We start from the raw sequence: 17,224 nt of genomic DNA, 5'->3' as shown, positions 1-17,224 counted from the left end.
AGTTTCAGAAGATAATATATTTTAACGGAAATATATTATCTTCTATATTTATAATACATTAAAATTTTTTAAGTTTCAAGAGGGAAGGAAAAATTTTTTATAAATTGAGTTACAAATATCGGACAATTGAAAAATGCAATTGTTAATTTTTATAAAAGTATGATAATATAATGGTGAGGAGGTGGTAAAATGCACAAAATATTGGTAATTGAAGACGATGTTAATATAGCTAAATTTGTAAAAATAAATTTGGATAAATACTACGAGACTGAAATAGTGCATGAGGGTGAGAAGACACTTTATTTATTAGAAAGGGAAAGGTTTTCTGTTATAGTGTTGGATATAATGCTTCCGGACATAAGTGGTTTTGAACTTTTGAAAAAGATAAGAGCCATGAAAGTGAATACTCCAGTAATTATCTTGACAGCCAAAAGCCAGGATGTGGATAAAATCTTGGGCTTAGAGCTAGGAGCAGATGACTATATAACAAAACCTTTTAACCCGAGAGAACTTGTCGCCAGAGTAAGAGCGGTTATAAGAAGGGTTTATGAATTTAATGCTTCAAGTAAAAGTATCAATTTGTTGGAATATGATGAAATAAAATTGGACTTGATCCAGAATAAGGCTTTTGTAAGAGGAAAGGAGGTTTTTCTTACTCCGAGAGAATTTCAGATTTTAAAGATGTTGATGACAAATAGGAAAAAAGTTGTAAAGAGAGAGGAACTTATTGCTTCTATATGGGGCGATTCTTTTATCGAGGATACGAAAACTTTGGACGTACATATACGAAGATTGAGGGAGAAAATTGAAGTAAATCCTGACCAGCCGAAATATATACATACCCAATGGGGAGTTGGGTACTATTTTGGGGGAAACTAAATGAGTATAAAGATTAAACTTACCATTTCATATATTTTATTGATTACAATGATAATAATTTTTTTCGGAGTCATATCTACTTTAACTCTTGAAAAATATTATATTGACAATATAATTGAGATATTAACTTCTCAGGGCACTTCTTTTTCTCGTGTGTTTGACAGCTACATTGATGCAGATATATATACAATAAGCCAAGATGTAGTTAAAAAGCTTGCTACAGATACTAATGCTCAAGTTCAGGTTTTAAATATGGAAGGTATGCTTTTAGGAGATTCCACACTTTCATCTACTCCTGTCCCTGTCAAAATACTCACCCCGGATGTCATACAAGCTATTTCTGGAGAAAGTGGAGTTTATACAGAAAAAATCAATAATGAAAGAGTTTTACACGTTTCGGTTCCTGTAAAAAACAAATTAAATTATGTGGCAATTTTGAGGCTTTCTTCTTCTTTGGAGGAAGTTTCCAACATAATAAAAAGACTGGTTTTATTTTTAGCGCTTGTTTTGACAGTGTCTTCTTTAGTTGCGTTGATAATAGGATTTTTTATAGCAAATGAATTAACAAAACCTCTTGAAATGGTAAAAAAGGCAACTCAGGAAATGGCAAAGGGCAATTTTAAAGTGAGAGCGGAGAAAACTTCAAATGACGAAATAGGAATACTTGCGGATTCTTTTAACAAAATGGCCGAAGAATTGGGACAGTTAGAAGAGATGAAAAATGAATTTATAAGCAATATTTCTCACGAATTAAAAACACCTCTTACTTCCATAAAAGGATTCGCGATAACTGCGATGGATTTGGTAGAAAAAAATAGTGAACTATATGAGTATTTGAACATTATTGATGAAGAAACAGATAGGCTTTCTCGTTTAGTGGATGAACTTTTGGATTTTTCTAAGATAGAATTAAATAAGATTAAACTAAGTTTTGAAGAAGTAGAGTTAGATAAATTGATAGAGGATACAGTCGCAATTTTAAGACCTCATGCTAGCAATTATGGAGTAAATTTAATTTGCAAAAAAAAGATTGATAGGGTTGTCATAAATGGGGATGTAAATCGATTAAAACAAGTATTAGTGAATATAATTGACAATGGAATAAAAGCTTGTAGTAGAGGAAAATATGTTAAGGTGTTTCTTGACATAAAGGACAAAAAAGCTGTAATAAGGATTGAAGACCAGGGACAAGGAATTCCGCAAGAGGAAATAAAATATATATTTGATAAATTTTATAGAGGTAAAAATAATAAATACAGTGGCACAGGATTGGGACTTGCTATTTCTAAAAAGATAATTGAAGAACACAAAGGGACTATTACTGTAGAAAGCGAGGTAGGAAAAGGTAGTGTTTTCACTATTGAGTTGCCTTTAAAAGATAGATAAATTATTGACAAACTCCCTGATTTGTATTATTCATTATATAGGTTATTTTTTATGAAGGGAGATTTAAATATGAATACTACGCCTACCTCATCTAGACTTCATATTGCGCTTTTCGGTAGAAGAAATGCGGGAAAATCAAGTCTCATTAATGCTTTAACAAATCAAGAAGTGGCTCTTGTGTCTGATATTGCAGGCACTACTACTGACCCTGTCTCAAAAGCTATGGAGATACTTCCAATCGGACCAGTGGTAATTATTGATACTGCAGGATTAGATGATGTAGGGCCTCTTGGAGAGCTGAGAGTAAAAAAGACCTATGAAGTTCTAAATAAAACAGACCTCGCTATTCTTGTGATTGATGGTACAGAAGGAGTTACAGAATTTGAGGAAAAGATTTTACAGATAATAACGGAGAAAAACATCCCAGTTGTAGGGGTTATTAATAAAAAAGATTTGTCAAATTATTCACAATTACAAAAAAGAATGGGAAAAAAGATTAAATCTAAAACTGATAGAAGTTTCTGCTAGAAACAAAGAAGGAATAGAAGAACTCAAAATGATGATAATAAAAAAAGCACCAAGCGATGATAGTATAAAATTGGTAGGGGATTTGATAAAAACTGGTGATTTAGTGATTTTAGTTGTGCCTATTGATAAAGCAGCTCCAAAGGGGAGGCTTATACTTCCCCAGCAACAAACTATAAGGGACATTCTTGACACTGGCGGTATAGCACTAGTAGTAAAAGATACAGAATTGGACAAAGCATTAAAAAGCATAAATAATAAGCCTTCTTTAGTTATTACAGATTCACAAGTTTTTAATAAGGTTGGTGCTATTGTTCCTCCTGACATACCTCTCACTTCATTTTCAATACTTTTTGCCCGATATAAAGGAGATTTAGAGGAGCTTGTAAAAGGGGTAAGAGTTATCGAAAAATTAAAGGAGGGCGATAAAGTTTTAATTGCAGAAGGGTGTACCCACCACAGACAAGAAGATGATATAGGAACAGTTAAAATACCTCGTTGGCTAAGACAAAAAACAGGAAAGAATTTGCAATTTAGCTGGTCTAGTGGTATGACATTTCCTGCGGATTTGGAATCTTACAGTTTAATTGTTCATTGTGGAGCTTGTATGCTAAATAGAAGAGAGATGCTTTATAGGATTTCTTACGCTAAAGAGAAAAAAATACCTATCGTAAATTATGGAATTTTAATTGCTTATGTCAATGGGCTTCTTCCAAGGGCTATTGAAATATTTAAAGAGGCAAAAAGGATATATGAGGAAGAGTAGAAAAAAATTAGAATGGGAAAAACATTATACTTTATACACTTTTTTATATTGAAACACTAAGACATAAAGTGTATACGAAAGGGCGATTATTCCACTTACTATAAAAGTTATGTGGGAGCCAAACTTTTGAGATAATGTACCAGCATACAATGAGCCTATAGGAGTTACTCCACCAAAAACCAAAGAATAAACACTCATTACTCTTCCTCTGAATTCATCTGCAGAGTTAATTTGTATAGTAGTGTTTGCGGAGGAACTAAAAGTTATCATAGACCACCCTGCTAAAGCTAAAAGTAAAGCTGTTAATAGATAATTACTCTGTATTCCTATGAGGATTTGAAAAATTCCAAGACCTATGCCACCGCCAAACAAATAAACGGGTTTTACTCCTCTTCTGCTTATTGAAGCCAGTACCAATGCTCCAATTAGTGCTCCTGTTCCCATTGCTGACATAAGCATACCATAACCAGTAGCTTCTCTGTGAAGTACATCTTTAGTAAAAACGGGAACTAATACATTGAAATTCATTGAGAAAGTGCTTAAAATTGCAATCATGAGTATCGTGGTGAGTATAATTGGAGTATTTTTGATGTATATTAACCCGTCCTTTAAGTCATCAAAAATCTTTGCTTTGACATCATTAGTTTTTGGCGTTTTTCCTTCTACGGTAATTAATATGAGTCCTATTATTACAGCAATAAAGCTTGCAGAATTTAAATAAAAACATACAGCATATCCTAATTTGCCAATTAATATTCCTGCAATTGCTGGTCCTACTATTCTTGCTGCGTTAAACACTGCAGAGTTTAAAGCAATGGCATTCATTAAATCTTTTTTGCCCACTAAGTCAATGATGAAAGATTGCCTTGCTGGCATATCTATTGTATTCAAAAAGCCATTAAACAAAGCCAAAGCCAAGATTTCCCAATAATTTATTATCTTTAAAGCAGTCAAAGTGGCCAAGATAAAGGCAGAAATTGCAAAACTTGACTGTGTAAATAAAATTAGTTTTCTCTTTGGGAATCTATCTATTACAACGCCTGCGAATAGAGAAAAAAGCATCACAGGTAAAAACTGAACAGCACTTACTAGCCCCAATAAAAAAGACGAATTTGTCAGTTTAAGAACTAGCCAACCTTGGCCTATATTTTGCATCCATGTGCCTATAAGGGAAATCATTTGTCCAAACCAGAAGAGCCTAAAATTTCTGTGTTTAAGAGCAGGAAAAGAATATTCTAATTTTTCCACTGTATTCATTTATTTTTCTCCTTGCTATTAATTTTCATATAACAGCTCTATTGATTGATTAAAATATTTTTTAGCTTCTTCTGGATTATTTAGGGCAATATACAGATTTCCCAATCCTTTATAGGCTTCGGACAAGTCCTTTTTAAGGCCAAGGGTTTTGAGTATTTCTACAGATTTTAAAAGTTCTTTTTCACTTAATTCGAACTGGCCTTGTTTTAAATGTAAATTTCCTAATATTGTATAAATTCTACCCATTTCTTCTTCTTCTCCTAGTTTTGTTACGATTTCTAAAGATTGATTTAAATATTCTAATGCTTTGGGATAATCTTCTTTTAAATAGTAAATTCTTCCGATTTCTGTGAGATTGTATGCCATTCCTCTTTCATTTCCTAAATCTTTATACATCGAATAGCTCTTTACAAAATATTTTTCTGCAATATCATACTTTTTTAAATCTGTATATACAAAACCTAAATAATTGTATTCATTAGCAATATCTTCTTTTAAGTTTAGGGTTTTACTTATCAGAATAGCACGCCTTATATATTTTAAAGCATCCTTATATTGTTTAAGCTCGTGATTTACAAGTCCTAGTCCATTATTTGACAAAGCAATAAAATCTACTGCTTTAATTTGAGTAGAATATTCAAGGCATTTCATATAATAATCTCTTGCTTTAATAAATTCTCCCATTTTACTGTATAAATTTGCTATACTATAAAGTATGCGGGATTTCAACTGTGTGTGCTTTAAAGAGTATTTTTCAAAACCATCTAAAGCTTTTAAATAATTTTCCAATGATGATTGAAATTTTTGCAGATTGCCCAAACACAATCCTTTCATGTAATGCATTTCTACTATAATTTCAGTCAATGAGCTTTTTTCAAAATATGGAGATATTTTATCTAAAATTTCAAGAACTTTTGTATAGTCTTTGATAGCAAAATAAGATTTGGCTAGGTAAAAATTTATCAAATTTGTTGAATACTCATCTATTGCATTGTCTAAAATATCGATGTATAATTTAATAGCTTCCTCATAATTTTTGTTATCAAAAGCTTTTTGAGCAGTTAAGAACTTTTCTAAAATATTTTTGTATTTTGCAAGTTCTTTTTTTAATTCTTCTTTTTCGACATAATCCTCATCTAAAAAATACACAACTGGCTTATTTAACTTTTGAGCTATGAAATTTAAAGCTTTCAAGGAAGGGCTTATCTTACCTTTTTCTATAAGACTTATATAGCCCTTTGAAAATTCATCCCCTGATAAATCTCCTTGTTTTAAGAATTGCCTTTTTCTTTCTTCCCTGATTCTTTTGCCTAATTCTACCATATCCATGTAATACCACTCCTTAATGCAGATGCTAAAATATATTATAATTTAATTTGGCAACTTTTTCAACAGATTTGTACAGAGTAAATTTAATTATATAAAAATTATGATAAGTGATATAATATTATTTGTACATTTTAATGTTAGAGGTGGTTTTTGTGAATAAACTATTTATTGTAGGATTGGGACCGGGCTCACCAGATACTATTACAGTAGGAGTATTGGAAAAGATGAAAAGAGCTGATAAAGTCTTTTTGAGGACCGAAAAACATCCTATTGTTTCATATCTTAAAGAGCAAGAAATTATTTTTGAAACTTTTGATAAAATATACGAAAAAAGTATGACTTTTGAGGAAGTTTATGAAGATATTGCTCGGGAAATAATAGATATAGCAAGAAAATATCGAAATGTGGTATATGCTGTGCCGGGACATCCCCATGTTGCAGAAAAATCAGTAGAGTACATATTAAACTTTTGCAAAGACTGTGCCGATATATCAGTAGAAGTTATACCAGCTGTTTCTTTTATTGATGCAATTATAAGCGATTTAAAAATTGACCCTATTTATGGGTTGAAAATAATCGACGCTTTATCTTTAGATACTCAAAAGCCGGATAAAAGATGCCATAATATAGTAGTGCAAATATATGATAAATTTGTCGCCTCAGAAGCGAAATTAAAGCTGTCAGAAATATATGGCGATAATTATCTTGTAACTTTAATAAAAAATGCAGGAATTAATGGTAGACAAGTGATAGAAACGATGCCACTTTATATGATTGATAGAATTGATTGGATCGATTATCTTACTTCGCTATATATTCCTCCTGTTCAAAAAATTTTTCAAGAAAAGTATGACATATATGACCTTTTAGAGATAATGAGAATTTTAAGAAGTGAAAAGGGATGTCCATGGGATAAAGAGCAGACTCATCAAAGCCTTGAAAAATATTTGGTGGAAGAGAGTTATGAGTTAATTGATGCGATTGAGAAAGAATCTGAGGATAAGATGGCAGAAGAGTTAGGAGATGTGCTTTTACAAGTTGTATTCCATTCACAAATTGCAAAGGAGAGGGGAACATTCAATTTTTGCGATGTAGTAGATGGCATATGCAAAAAGATGATTTGGAGGCATCCTCACGTTTTTGGGACAGAAGAATTAAAAACTTCTAAAGCCGTATTAGAAAAATGGGATGAGTTGAAAAAAGAGGAGAAGAATTTAAATTCTTATACGGAAGTTTTAAAAGATGTGCCAAAGCATATGCCTGCTCTTATCAGAAGTTATAAGGTCCAGGAAAAAGCAGCAAAGGTGGGTTTTGATTGGGAGAGGGTTGAGGATGCAATTTCTAAAGTTTATGAGGAGTTAGAAGAATTAAAGGAGGTGTATAAAGGGAAAGATAAAGAAAAGATTATTGAGGAAGTTGGAGATTTAATTTTTGCAGTGGTAAATGTAGCTAGATTTTTAGATGTAGAACCAGAAAGCGCAACTCACAACACAGTGGAAAAATTTATAAAGCGATTTGAATACATAGAAAAAACTGCAGCAAAAAATGGACAAAAATTGGATGAAATGACATTAGATGACATGGATAAGCTATGGAATGAAGCAAAGATGAATAAATTTGATAAAAAAAATGAAAAATAAGCGTATATTAGCAGGATTTTTCGATTTTGTGAAGAATAAATAAGAGTAAAACATATTTAAAACTAAGGAGGTATTGTTGTGAATAAGGCAGATCTTGTTGCGAAAATTGCAGAAAAAAGTGAGTTAACAAAAAAGGATGCTGAAAAGGCATTGAATGCTTTCATCGAGGCAGTAGAAGAAGCATTGAAAAACGGTGACAAAGTTCAATTAGTAGGATTTGGTACATTTGAAGTAAGAGAAAGAGCAGAAAGAAAAGGAAGAAATCCTCAGACAAGAGAAGAAATAACAATTCCTGCTTCAAAAGCTCCTATCTTCAAAGCAGGAAAAGCGTTGAAGGATTTAGTAAATTCTTAAGAAAATCAGGTCTTTATGACCTGATTTTCTTACGTGCGCCCGGCATGGGCGATAACTAGGCGGTGAAAGTCCGCTGTGGGCTTGGTAGTGGGAACCACTAGCCAAGAGCAAGGGTGTCCATCGTGAGGTGGAATCTGAAGGAAGCTTAAGGCAAAATCTCGGTCTGATGAACAAGAACCAGATAAGAGGCTGAATTGGGATGGATGAGTTTGCGTAACAAAACGAAGTCCAACACTACCCGAATCCCATACAGTAAATCTGGCAGATATATGAGATGAAAGTTATCGTTCTTACCCGGGGAGGTCTCAAGGATAAGTCATGGGAGTAAAATCTGAAGTGACAACCCATGCAGTGATGTATGGCTGAACCTTGAGAAGTCAGCAGAGGTCATAGTACTTATCTAGACATGAATAGATAAGGAAGGACCGAACGTTAGGAGGTTTTGGAAATCTTATGGACTCGAAAGATATGCAGAGACTGCAGACAACTCAACAAAGAGGCTATCCGTTGAATAGAGAAATGGAATTTCAAAAGACAACGGAAGTGCATAGTATATCATCGGCGTCGGAAGATGGAAGAAACGAGGTACAAAGATATACCGGCAAGATGCTTGAAATGATAGTAGAACGAGGGAACATGGAAGCAGCATACAAGCGCGTTGTTGCAAATAAAGGAAGCCATGGAGTCGATGGGATGGAAGTAGATGAACTTCTACCGTATCTCAAAGAAAACTGGGCAACCATAAAACAACAACTGCTGGAGGGGAAATACAAACCACAACCAGTGCGAAGAGTAGAAATACCAAAACCTGATGGAGGGAAAAGACTACTAGGAATACCTACAGTACTAGACAGACTAATACAACAAGCAATAGCCCAAATACTAAATAGAGTCTACAACCATACATTTTCTGATAGCAGTTATGGATTCAGACCAGGACGCAGTGCAAAAGACGCAATAAAAGCCGCAGAAGCATACATAAATGAAGGATACACATGGGTTGTAGATATGGACTTAGAAAAGTTCTTTGACAGAGTAAACCACGACATAATAATGTCCAAACTAGAAAAGCGGATAGGGGACAAAAGAGTACTAAAGTTAATACGAAGATACCTAGAATCAGGAGTAATGATAAACGGAATCAAAGTATCAACAGAAGAAGGGACACCCCAAGGAGGGCCATTAAGTCCCCTATTAGCAAACATAATGTTGGACGAACTAGACAAAGAACTTGAGAAACGAGGGCATAAATTCTGCCGATATGCAGATGACTGCAACATATATGTAAAAAGCAGGTCTGCAGGAAACAGAGTAATGAAGAGCATAAAGAAATTCATAGAAAGCAAATTAAAACTAAAAGTCAATGAAGCAAAAAGTGCTGTAGATAGACCATGGAGAAGAAAATTTCTTGGATTTTCATTCTACACAAAAGAAAACGAAGTAAGAATAAGAATCCATGAAAAATCCATCAAAAGGTTTAAGGGAAAAGTAAGAGAAATAACCAATCGGAACAAGGGAATAAGCATGGAAAACAGAATAAAAAGACTAAATCAAATAACAACAGGATGGGTCAACTATTTTGGATTAGCAGACGCGAAAAGCATAATGAAAACCCTTGACGAATGGATAAGGCGAAGACTAAGGGCATGTATATGGAAACAATGGAAGAAGATAAAAACGAAGCATGATAACTTAGTAAAACTAGGAGTAGAAGAACAAAAAGCCTGGGAATACGCCAATACAAGGAAAGGCTACTGGAGAATATCCAATAGCCCAATCCTAAATAAGACTCTTACAAATAAATACTTTGAAAGCATAGGTTATAAGAGTTTATCCCAAAGATATCTAATTGTACACAATTCCTAATGAACCGCCGTATACCGAACGGTACGTACGGTGGTGTGAGAGGACGCTGAATAAAATAATTATTCAGCTCCTACTCGATTTTTGCATGGGGGTGTAAAAAGCACATGAGAGTTGATAAGTTTTTGAAAGTTTCAAGGCTTATCAAAAGGCGTACGATTGCAAAAGAGGCCTGTGACAAAGGATTAGTTTTTATAAATGGCAAGCAGGCAAAAGCTAGTGACGAAGTAAAAGAACATGATATAATAGAGATAAGCTTTGGAAATAAAATTGTCAAAATAGAGGTTATAGGTGTAAAGGAACATGCTTTAAAAGACGAGGCTTACAAAATGTATAAATTGATAGAAGAATGAATGATTTGTGAAAATCCCTCAAATACTATAAATAAAAGTATAGGAGGGATTTTAATTGTATAGGAACATACTGAAATTAATTGCGGTGTTAGTAGCTTTGTTATTTGCCATGACTTCCTGCAAGCCGCCCGCCAAAAAACCTGAACCAATAAAAAAGCCACGAATGGAACTACCTAAAATACCTGCCAAAATAAATGCAGGAGAGAAGAAAGAGCCTATTCTTAAAGTTTATGTTGTGCAAACGGGCAAAATAGAAAAAATGCCTCTAGAAAAGTATGTTGAAGGAACGGTGGCAGGAGAAATAAAGAATGACTGGCCAATTGAGGCTTTAAAAGCACAAGCGATTTTAGCAAGGACATATGTTTTAAATTTTGTAAGCACTAAAAAGTCTAAATATCCAGGAGCTGATATATCAACAGATTTTGAAGAGGCTCAAGCTTGGAACCCTTCAAATATAAATTCTAAAATAAAAGAAGCAGTAAAAGATACAAGAGGTGTAGTTGCTGTCTATGACGGAAAATTTATAAATGCATGGTTTCACTCTCATGCAGCAGGACAAACTGCTTTAGCTAAAGAAGGCCTTAATTATAAAAAGGCGGAACCTCCTTACATTGTAAGTGTAAAGTCAAATGATAGTCCTGATGCACCGGCTAATGTAAAGCATTGGACAGCTACTTTTACAAAAAGTGAAGTGATTAATGCGTTAAAGAAAATGGGGCTTGGAATAAATGACTTTAAAACTGTCAAAATAGGAACAAAAGGAGCTTCAGGCAGGACGATAAACCTTCTTTTCGATAAGATTCCTGTAAATGCTCCCGATTTTAGAATGGCAATTGGAAGTGAAAAACTAAAATCTACCATGATAGATGAGGTTTCCTATGATGGAAGTAAATTAGTGATAAAAGGAAGAGGGTTTGGGCATGGTGTAGGAATGTCTCAATGGGGAGCTTATCAAATGGCTAAAGAGGGGAAAAAGGCGAAAGACATACTAAACTATTACTTTAAAAGCATAAATATAGTCAAGATTTGGGATTGAAGTCCTCCTATTGGAGGATTTTTTTGTTCTAAAAAAGTACAAGATTCATAGATAATAATAGTCAATTAAAAAGAGGGGAGGTTTAAAATGGAAGATAAAAGGAACTTTTTAAGAGCGGGGAAACCTCATAATATTACAATTGAAAATAGAGAAAAAATCAGTATTTCTGGGGTAACAAATGTTGTAAGCTTTGACGAAGAAACCGTAATATTGGAGACGGATTTGGGAATTTTGACAATAAGAGGTCAAGGGCTTCACATTAATAAATTGAACCTTGATGACGGACAAGTGTCAATTGATGGAGAAATAGTAAATTTAAATTACAGTGACAAAAGTGGCCTTATAGGAAAATCAGGGGGATTCATAAGTAGAATGTTTAGATAAGTCGCATGTTGCGGCTTATTTTGTTTTATATACTCGATTTTAAAAAGTTTAATTGCTATAATAAATTTGGATATTTTTGCGCAAAGGAAGTAGAGAGGTGTGAAACAAATGAGTGAGGAGAGAAAAAATTGGTTTAGAAACATGACTACAAAAGAAAAAGTGGAATATATATGGGACTATTATAAAGTTCATATTATCACAGGCATATTGGTGATTTATCTATTAGGCGCTTTTACAAGCAGTGTCTTAAATAGAAAAGAATATGTATTGAATATTGCCTTCGTGGGGAAATTTATGGACTTTGATAGGTTAAATGAATTTAGCAAAGAGGTTACTAAAGAATTGATTGGCGATCCTTCAGGCAAAAAACAAGCTTCTATTGATTTTTATGGGCTTGTAAAAAATCCAAATGGCAATTTTACTCTTGACCCTGCCTCAACTCAAAAATTAATGGCCAGAATGGGAGCGCAAGATATAGATGTCATTATTTTAGATAAAAATAATTTTGATATATTGGCAAGTCAAGGTGCTTTTTTGCGATTGGATGAGATAAAGGAGTTAAATTTATCAGGGTTAAATGTGGCAAAAGTAGAGGAACCCTCTAATGAGGTAAAACCAGGTGCTTACGGAATATACGTTGGATGGAATAATAAATATTTAAAAAATTTGGGATATGACTATAATGATAAAATTGTTACAATTATTGCGAATGGACAGCACAAAGATTTGGCTATAAAATTTGTAAAATGGCTTTTGAATATAAAATAAAGGGGGAGAAATTTAATTGAAGAAAGTCTTTTTAGTAGATTTTGACGGTACTGTTACTAAAGTAGATACTGTTGATTTGATGGTGAATAAGTTTGCAAAGGATGGTTGGCAGTATTATGAGGAATTATGGGAAAAGGGGGAAATGTCTACTGAAGAATGCGCAATTGAGACATTAAAGCTTATGGAAATGAACGAGAAAAAACTTTTGGATTTGCTTTACACTATTGAGATAGATGATTATTTCTTGGAGTTTTTAAATTTTTGCAAAGTAAAGAATTATGAAGTTGTAATAGTGAGTGATGGATATGACTTTAATATAAAGGCCATTATGGACAAGTATGGGTTTAATGTAGAGTTTTATAGCAATAAGCTTTGGTTTGATAAGGGAGAAATAAAAGTGGATTTTCCATATAAGAGCAAGGATTGCAACAAATGTGGTATGTGTAAGCTGGAAGTATTGAATAGATACAAAAATGAGGGGTATTATGTAGTATATATAGGAGATGGATATTCAGATATTTGTGTTGTGAAATATGCTGATGAGGTTTTTGCAAAGGGTGTTTTAGAAAAATATTGCAAAGAAAATGATATTCCATATATTTCTTTTAAAAATTTTGGCGATATAATAGAAAAGTTAAAGCGATAAACTTATTGGGAGTTTATCGCTTTAATAATAGGTGGCAATACTTGTTTTTTTCTTGATATGACATATGGAAGGTAAAAACTGTTATTTTTTATTTGTACGTTGAAGGCTCTTTCCAACAATTCTTTATTATTTCCTACAAAAAGTATTTCAGATCCTTCGTTTATTATGTCTGTAAGCATAAGTAGTAAAATATCATAACCTTTATCTTTTTTTACTTTTTCCATAAAATTTATTAGGTCTTGTTTTAATTTTCCTGCATCTGTGAGAGTATTCACCTGACCTATGCCAATTTTATAATTATTTATTGTAAATTCTTTAAAATCTGTATAAAATATTTCTTCAACAGTTTTCCCTTCTAAAGAGGTACCTGCTTTGAACATTTCAGTTCCAAACTCATTTATGTCTATGTTGGCAATTTCTGCAAGTTTCTTAGCTGCTCTTACGTCTTCTGGTGTGCAAGTAGGAGATTTAAATACAAGAGTATCTGATAAAATAGCAGCGCACATTATTCCCGCTATTTTTGGTTCTGGAATTAGCCCTTTTTCTTCAAAAAGTCGATTTATAATTGTAGCAGTAGAGCCTACTGGATGGTTTCTAAATAGTATTGGCTGCTCTGTTTCTATCGTCCCAATCCTGTGATGGTCAATTATTTCTAATATTCTTGCTTGTTCTATTCCTTCTACTGCTTGAGAGAATTCATTGTGGTCTACCATTATTACATTTTTTCTTTCATAGTCTAAAATATGTCGCCTTGCAAGTAGTCCTACAACTTTTCCTTCTTCATCGACAACTGGAAAGTTGCGGTATCTATATTTTAACATTACTTCTTTTACATCATCAATATAATCGCTGACTCTAAATGTTACTAGGTCTTCTTTTTTATTACATATGATAATGGTATACTTTGGTTTAATAATTTAACAGTGTCAAAAGTATCTGGTACAACTTTTATAATTGTTACTTTGTATTGTTTAGCTAGTTCAAAAATTTTTTCTGAAATTCCGTTATTGCCAGTAATTATGAGAGCTTTTATTCCTTGTTGAATTGCAGCTTGCTGTATATCATCTCTGTCTCCAACGATTAAGATATCTCCTTTTTTTATTCTTTTTAACACATTTTCTTTGGACATTGCAGCTACTAAAATGTCGCCTTCAAGATAATCTACATATCTTAAAATTTCTTCTCCTTTCAAAGTAGCTAATATATTGTCAATAGGAATTTTATATTTAGATAATTCATGAGAAGAGGAAAGATATGCCTTTGCCAAATCTCCTACTGTTGCAATTCCTATTAATTTGTTCTCCTCATCTACTACTGCTATTGTTCTAATGTTTTTTTCCATCATAGCGTTCCATGCTTCAAACATGGAGGTGTTTTCTTTAAAAACAAGAGATTTATCAAATTTAATGTCTTGTACTTGGGTATATACATTTTCAATAAAAGTAGGCTTTTCTACTCCAAAATAGTCTAATACAAATTTTGTCTCTCGGTTTATAGGACCTAATCTAACAGGTATAGCATTTATACCTTCAGATATGCGCTTTAGATAGGCATAAGCAATAGCTGAGCAAATAGAATCGGTATCTGGATTTTTATGTCCGGAAACATATACTGTTGTCATGATGCATCGCCCCTATTTTAGTTTCATTCTTGTTGCAGTGGATAAATATAATATAACAAGAAAAGGAGGGTATGTAAATGGTAATAACCATACAAAGTCAAATTTATGCATTTTTAGTTACAGTGTATGGCGGTTTTGTGCTGGGATTTATATACGATATTTTTAAAGTGACAAGGCAAGTTTTTAGGCTTAAAAAAACTTTTTCTAATATTGCCGATATTATATTTTGGCTTTTTGGGACAATTACTATGCTTTATTTTATGTATATAAGCAATTACGTTGAAATCAGGCTTTATAGTTTTTTAGGATTTGCAATTGGAGTTATTCTTTATTATGTGTTACTAAGTTATTTCATCACCCAAGCTTTAATTGGAATTTATGAATTTACAATAAAGTTTTTAAAAAAGATGGCAGAAATTATTATATACCCTGTTAAAATAGTAGTCAATTTTTTTATTGTTCCTTATAGGTTTACAAGAAAAATTTTAACTTTGCCTGGTGCTTTTCTAAAAAATAATTTAACCTATTTTAAGATTTTTAAGAGGAAAAAATAGAGGATTTTTTAAAGAGATGTCGAATAAAAATAATAGATTAATCCGCATTGTGAAAGTAGGTGTTTTGAGTGAAAAAACTAAAGAAGATATTGTTTTTTGCCTTTATTGCATATATTGGATTTACTTTTTTTCAGCAGCAAGTTGCATTAGAGAAACTTAATAATAGGTATAGGGATTTGAAAAATAAAGAAGCTGCAGTAATGAAAGAAAATAAGTATTTAAATGAATTACTTCACCAGATAAATAGTGAAAGTTTTATTGAAAATGAGGCAAGGCAAAAATTGGGGTTGGTTAAAAAAGGAGAAATAATTTATGTAGATATTTCAAAAACTAAGACACAAGAGACAAAAAAGTGATTTCGAAAAATTTATCTTGAAATATTTTGTATTTTAATATATAATGAACTCATTAATAAAATTTTTAGAGGGAGGATCTTTATTTATATGCCATTTGAGGTTGGAGATGTTGTTGAGGGCACTGTGTTAAACATCACAGACTTTGGAGCATTTATTCAGCTACCAGAGGGAAAAACTGGGTTGGTGCATATTTCGGAAGTTGCTAATACCTATGTAAAAGACATTAGGGAGCATTTGAAGGAGCATGATAAAGTAAAAGTAAAAATATTGTCCATGGATGCTAATGGAAGAATAAGTTTGTCAATCAAAAAGGCTTTGCCTAAAAAAAATAATAATAATAAAGAAAGAGATCCAAAGGATTTTGTATGGCAGAGCAATAGGAATTATAATACTAATAGTTCTTTTGAAGAGAGATTGCTTAAGTTTTTAAAGGATTCAGACGAAAGACAGCAACAGCTGCGAAAGAATTTTGATTCCAAGAGAAGAAACACAGGCTACAGAAGAAGCAATGGATATTAACTTCGGGTTATGCCCGAAGATTTTTCATAAAGGGTTTTTACCTGTGATAGTTGGGGGTTATTATGAGAATTTGTGCGATTGATATAGGGACAAATTCAATACGCCAACTTATATGTGACATAGATAATGAAAATATAAACAAGATACAAAAAGACGTTGAAATAACTCGATTAGGGGAAGGAATTTCTAAAACGGGGAAGTTAAATAATAATGCGATACAGAGAAGCATTGAAGTGATTGAACGCTTTGTGAAATTGGCCCAAGAAAAAGGCGCAGAAGTTATATATGCTTTTGCAACATCTGCGATGAGGGATGCTAAAAATAAAGATGCTTTTTTTGAGCAAATTGGAAAACTTGGGCTAGAGGTAGAAATTATAGATGGAGAAACAGAGAGCTTGTTTGGATACATCGGAGCGGTGATGGGAGTTAATAAGGAAGATGCTCTGGTGTTAGATATAGGAGGAGGAAGTACTGAATTAGCGTACAAAGGTAGAGAATTTGTAAAAAAAAGTTTTGATATAGGGGCTGTGAGGCTTACTGAAAAATTTATTAAAAATGATCCTCCTACAACTGAGGAATATGATGAAATTAGGTTACACATAATAGATGCAGTGGTAAATTCCATTGATAAGTACAAAGAGGTTGAAAATGTTATCGGCATAGGAGGAACGATAACAACTCTTGCCGCAGTTTCTCAGCAATTAGAAATTTATTCTCAAGAAAAAGTCCATGGCTATCAGTTAAAAAAGGAAGAAATTAAAAGGATTTTAGATAAATTTATGTCTGTTACATTGGAAGAACGAAAAAAAATTTTTGGATTGCAGCCCCAAAGGGCTGATATAATAATTGCGGGAACTGCTATATTACTGACTATATTAGAAATGCTGAGTTTCAAAGAAATAACGGTTAGTGAGTGGGATAATTTAGAAGGAGCAGTCCTCTATAAATTTGGGGAATTTAAGCTATAGAAATGGAATTTTCATTTGAA

General features: G+C 32.8%; 16 protein-coding genes and 2 pseudogenes. 15 read left to right on the top strand and 3 right to left on the bottom strand.

Features of this window, described 5'->3' with window-relative positions; translation table 11 throughout:
• Positions 1–189: 189 nt before the first annotated feature.
• The 3 genes and pseudogenes from OEI98_RS13430 (at position 190) to hydF (ending at position 3,556) form a co-directional block, all read left to right on the top strand.
• Positions 190–879 (top strand): response regulator transcription factor, encoded by a 690-nt coding sequence (locus tag OEI98_RS13430; protein WP_003869734.1) that lies wholly within the window; start codon positions 190–192, stop codon positions 877–879.
• Positions 880–2,265 carry a sensor histidine kinase gene (locus tag OEI98_RS13425; protein ID WP_003869735.1) on the top strand — a complete coding sequence of 462 codons (1,386 nt, stop codon included), beginning with the start codon at positions 880–882 and terminating at the stop codon, positions 2,263–2,265.
• A 69-nt stretch (positions 2,266–2,334) separates the two neighbouring features.
• A pseudogene (gene hydF / locus OEI98_RS13420) lies at positions 2,335–3,556 on the top strand ([FeFe] hydrogenase H-cluster maturation GTPase HydF).
• Between the two features lie 24 nt (positions 3,557–3,580).
• On the opposite strand, the gene OEI98_RS13415 reads toward hydF, so the two are convergent.
• The gene (locus OEI98_RS13415; protein WP_003869737.1) at positions 3,581–4,813 is read right to left on the bottom strand and encodes an MFS transporter; all 1,233 of its coding nucleotides are present in this window, start codon (positions 4,811–4,813) and stop codon (positions 3,581–3,583) included.
• 18 nt (positions 4,814–4,831) lie between these two features.
• The gene (locus tag OEI98_RS13410) at positions 4,832–6,142 is read right to left on the bottom strand and encodes a helix-turn-helix domain-containing protein (RefSeq protein ID WP_004398806.1); all 1,311 of its coding nucleotides are present in this window, start codon (positions 6,140–6,142) and stop codon (positions 4,832–4,834) included.
• A gap of 152 nt (positions 6,143–6,294) precedes the next feature.
• On the opposite strand from OEI98_RS13410, the gene mazG reads away from it, so the two are divergent.
• The 8 genes from mazG (at position 6,295) to OEI98_RS13370 (ending at position 13,186) form a co-directional block, all read left to right on the top strand.
• Positions 6,295–7,782, top strand: a complete 1,488-nt coding sequence (gene mazG, locus OEI98_RS13405; RefSeq protein WP_266038435.1) for a nucleoside triphosphate pyrophosphohydrolase — start codon at positions 6,295–6,297, stop codon at positions 7,780–7,782.
• 78 nt (positions 7,783–7,860) lie between these two features.
• Positions 7,861–8,136, top strand: a complete 276-nt coding sequence (locus tag OEI98_RS13400; RefSeq protein ID WP_003869740.1) for an HU family DNA-binding protein — start codon at positions 7,861–7,863, stop codon at positions 8,134–8,136.
• A 453-nt stretch (positions 8,137–8,589) separates the two neighbouring features.
• Positions 8,590–10,002, top strand: coding sequence for a group II intron reverse transcriptase/maturase (gene ltrA, locus OEI98_RS13395; protein ID WP_266038427.1), 1,413 nt, complete (start codon positions 8,590–8,592; stop codon positions 10,000–10,002).
• Between the two features lie 104 nt (positions 10,003–10,106).
• Positions 10,107–10,352, top strand: a complete 246-nt coding sequence (locus tag OEI98_RS13390) for an RNA-binding S4 domain-containing protein (RefSeq protein WP_003871730.1) — start codon at positions 10,107–10,109, stop codon at positions 10,350–10,352.
• Positions 10,353–10,407: 55 nt separating this feature from the next.
• Entirely contained in the window at positions 10,408–11,388 is a 981-nt protein-coding gene (locus OEI98_RS13385; protein WP_003871169.1) for a SpoIID/LytB domain-containing protein, read from the top strand.
• Positions 11,389–11,475: 87 nt separating this feature from the next.
• Complete coding sequence (yabP, locus tag OEI98_RS13380) at positions 11,476–11,772, top strand: sporulation protein YabP (protein ID WP_003871168.1); 297 nt, start codon at positions 11,476–11,478, stop codon at positions 11,770–11,772.
• 108 nt (positions 11,773–11,880) lie between these two features.
• Positions 11,881–12,540, top strand: a complete 660-nt coding sequence (locus OEI98_RS13375; RefSeq protein ID WP_003871167.1) for an extracellular solute-binding protein — start codon at positions 11,881–11,883, stop codon at positions 12,538–12,540.
• A gap of 16 nt (positions 12,541–12,556) precedes the next feature.
• A complete protein-coding gene (locus tag OEI98_RS13370) occupies positions 12,557–13,186 on the top strand; it encodes an MtnX-like HAD-IB family phosphatase (protein ID WP_004398787.1) in 630 nt (209 codons plus the stop codon).
• A 2-nt stretch (positions 13,187–13,188) separates the two neighbouring features.
• On the opposite strand, the pseudogene OEI98_RS15180 reads toward OEI98_RS13370, so the two are convergent.
• Positions 13,189–14,807 (bottom strand): annotated as a pseudogene (locus tag OEI98_RS15180) (putative manganese-dependent inorganic diphosphatase).
• Positions 14,808–14,884: 77 nt separating this feature from the next.
• Here OEI98_RS15180 and yabQ point away from each other — a divergent pair.
• The 4 genes from yabQ to OEI98_RS13340 all read left to right on the top strand — a co-directional run bounded on the left by yabQ (position 14,885) and on the right by OEI98_RS13340 (position 17,204).
• Positions 14,885–15,361 (top strand): spore cortex biosynthesis protein YabQ, encoded by a 477-nt coding sequence (gene yabQ / locus OEI98_RS13355; protein WP_003871164.1) that lies wholly within the window; start codon positions 14,885–14,887, stop codon positions 15,359–15,361.
• Between the two features lie 68 nt (positions 15,362–15,429).
• The gene (locus OEI98_RS13350) at positions 15,430–15,717 is read left to right on the top strand and encodes an FtsB family cell division protein (RefSeq protein WP_003871163.1); all 288 of its coding nucleotides are present in this window, start codon (positions 15,430–15,432) and stop codon (positions 15,715–15,717) included.
• An 87-nt stretch (positions 15,718–15,804) separates the two neighbouring features.
• Positions 15,805–16,236, top strand: coding sequence for a S1 domain-containing RNA-binding protein (locus OEI98_RS13345; RefSeq protein WP_003871162.1), 432 nt, complete (start codon positions 15,805–15,807; stop codon positions 16,234–16,236).
• Positions 16,237–16,298: 62 nt separating this feature from the next.
• A complete protein-coding gene (locus tag OEI98_RS13340; protein WP_003871161.1) occupies positions 16,299–17,204 on the top strand; it encodes a Ppx/GppA phosphatase family protein in 906 nt (301 codons plus the stop codon).
• Positions 17,205–17,224: the final 20 nt, after the last annotated feature.

It is taken from the genome of Thermoanaerobacter sp. RKWS2, assembly GCF_026240795.1.
Lineage (GTDB): Bacteria > Bacillota > Thermoanaerobacteria > Thermoanaerobacterales > Thermoanaerobacteraceae > Thermoanaerobacter > Thermoanaerobacter ethanolicus.
Note: the sequence above shows the minus strand (reverse complement) of the source record. Positions and strands in the feature narration are given on the sequence as shown.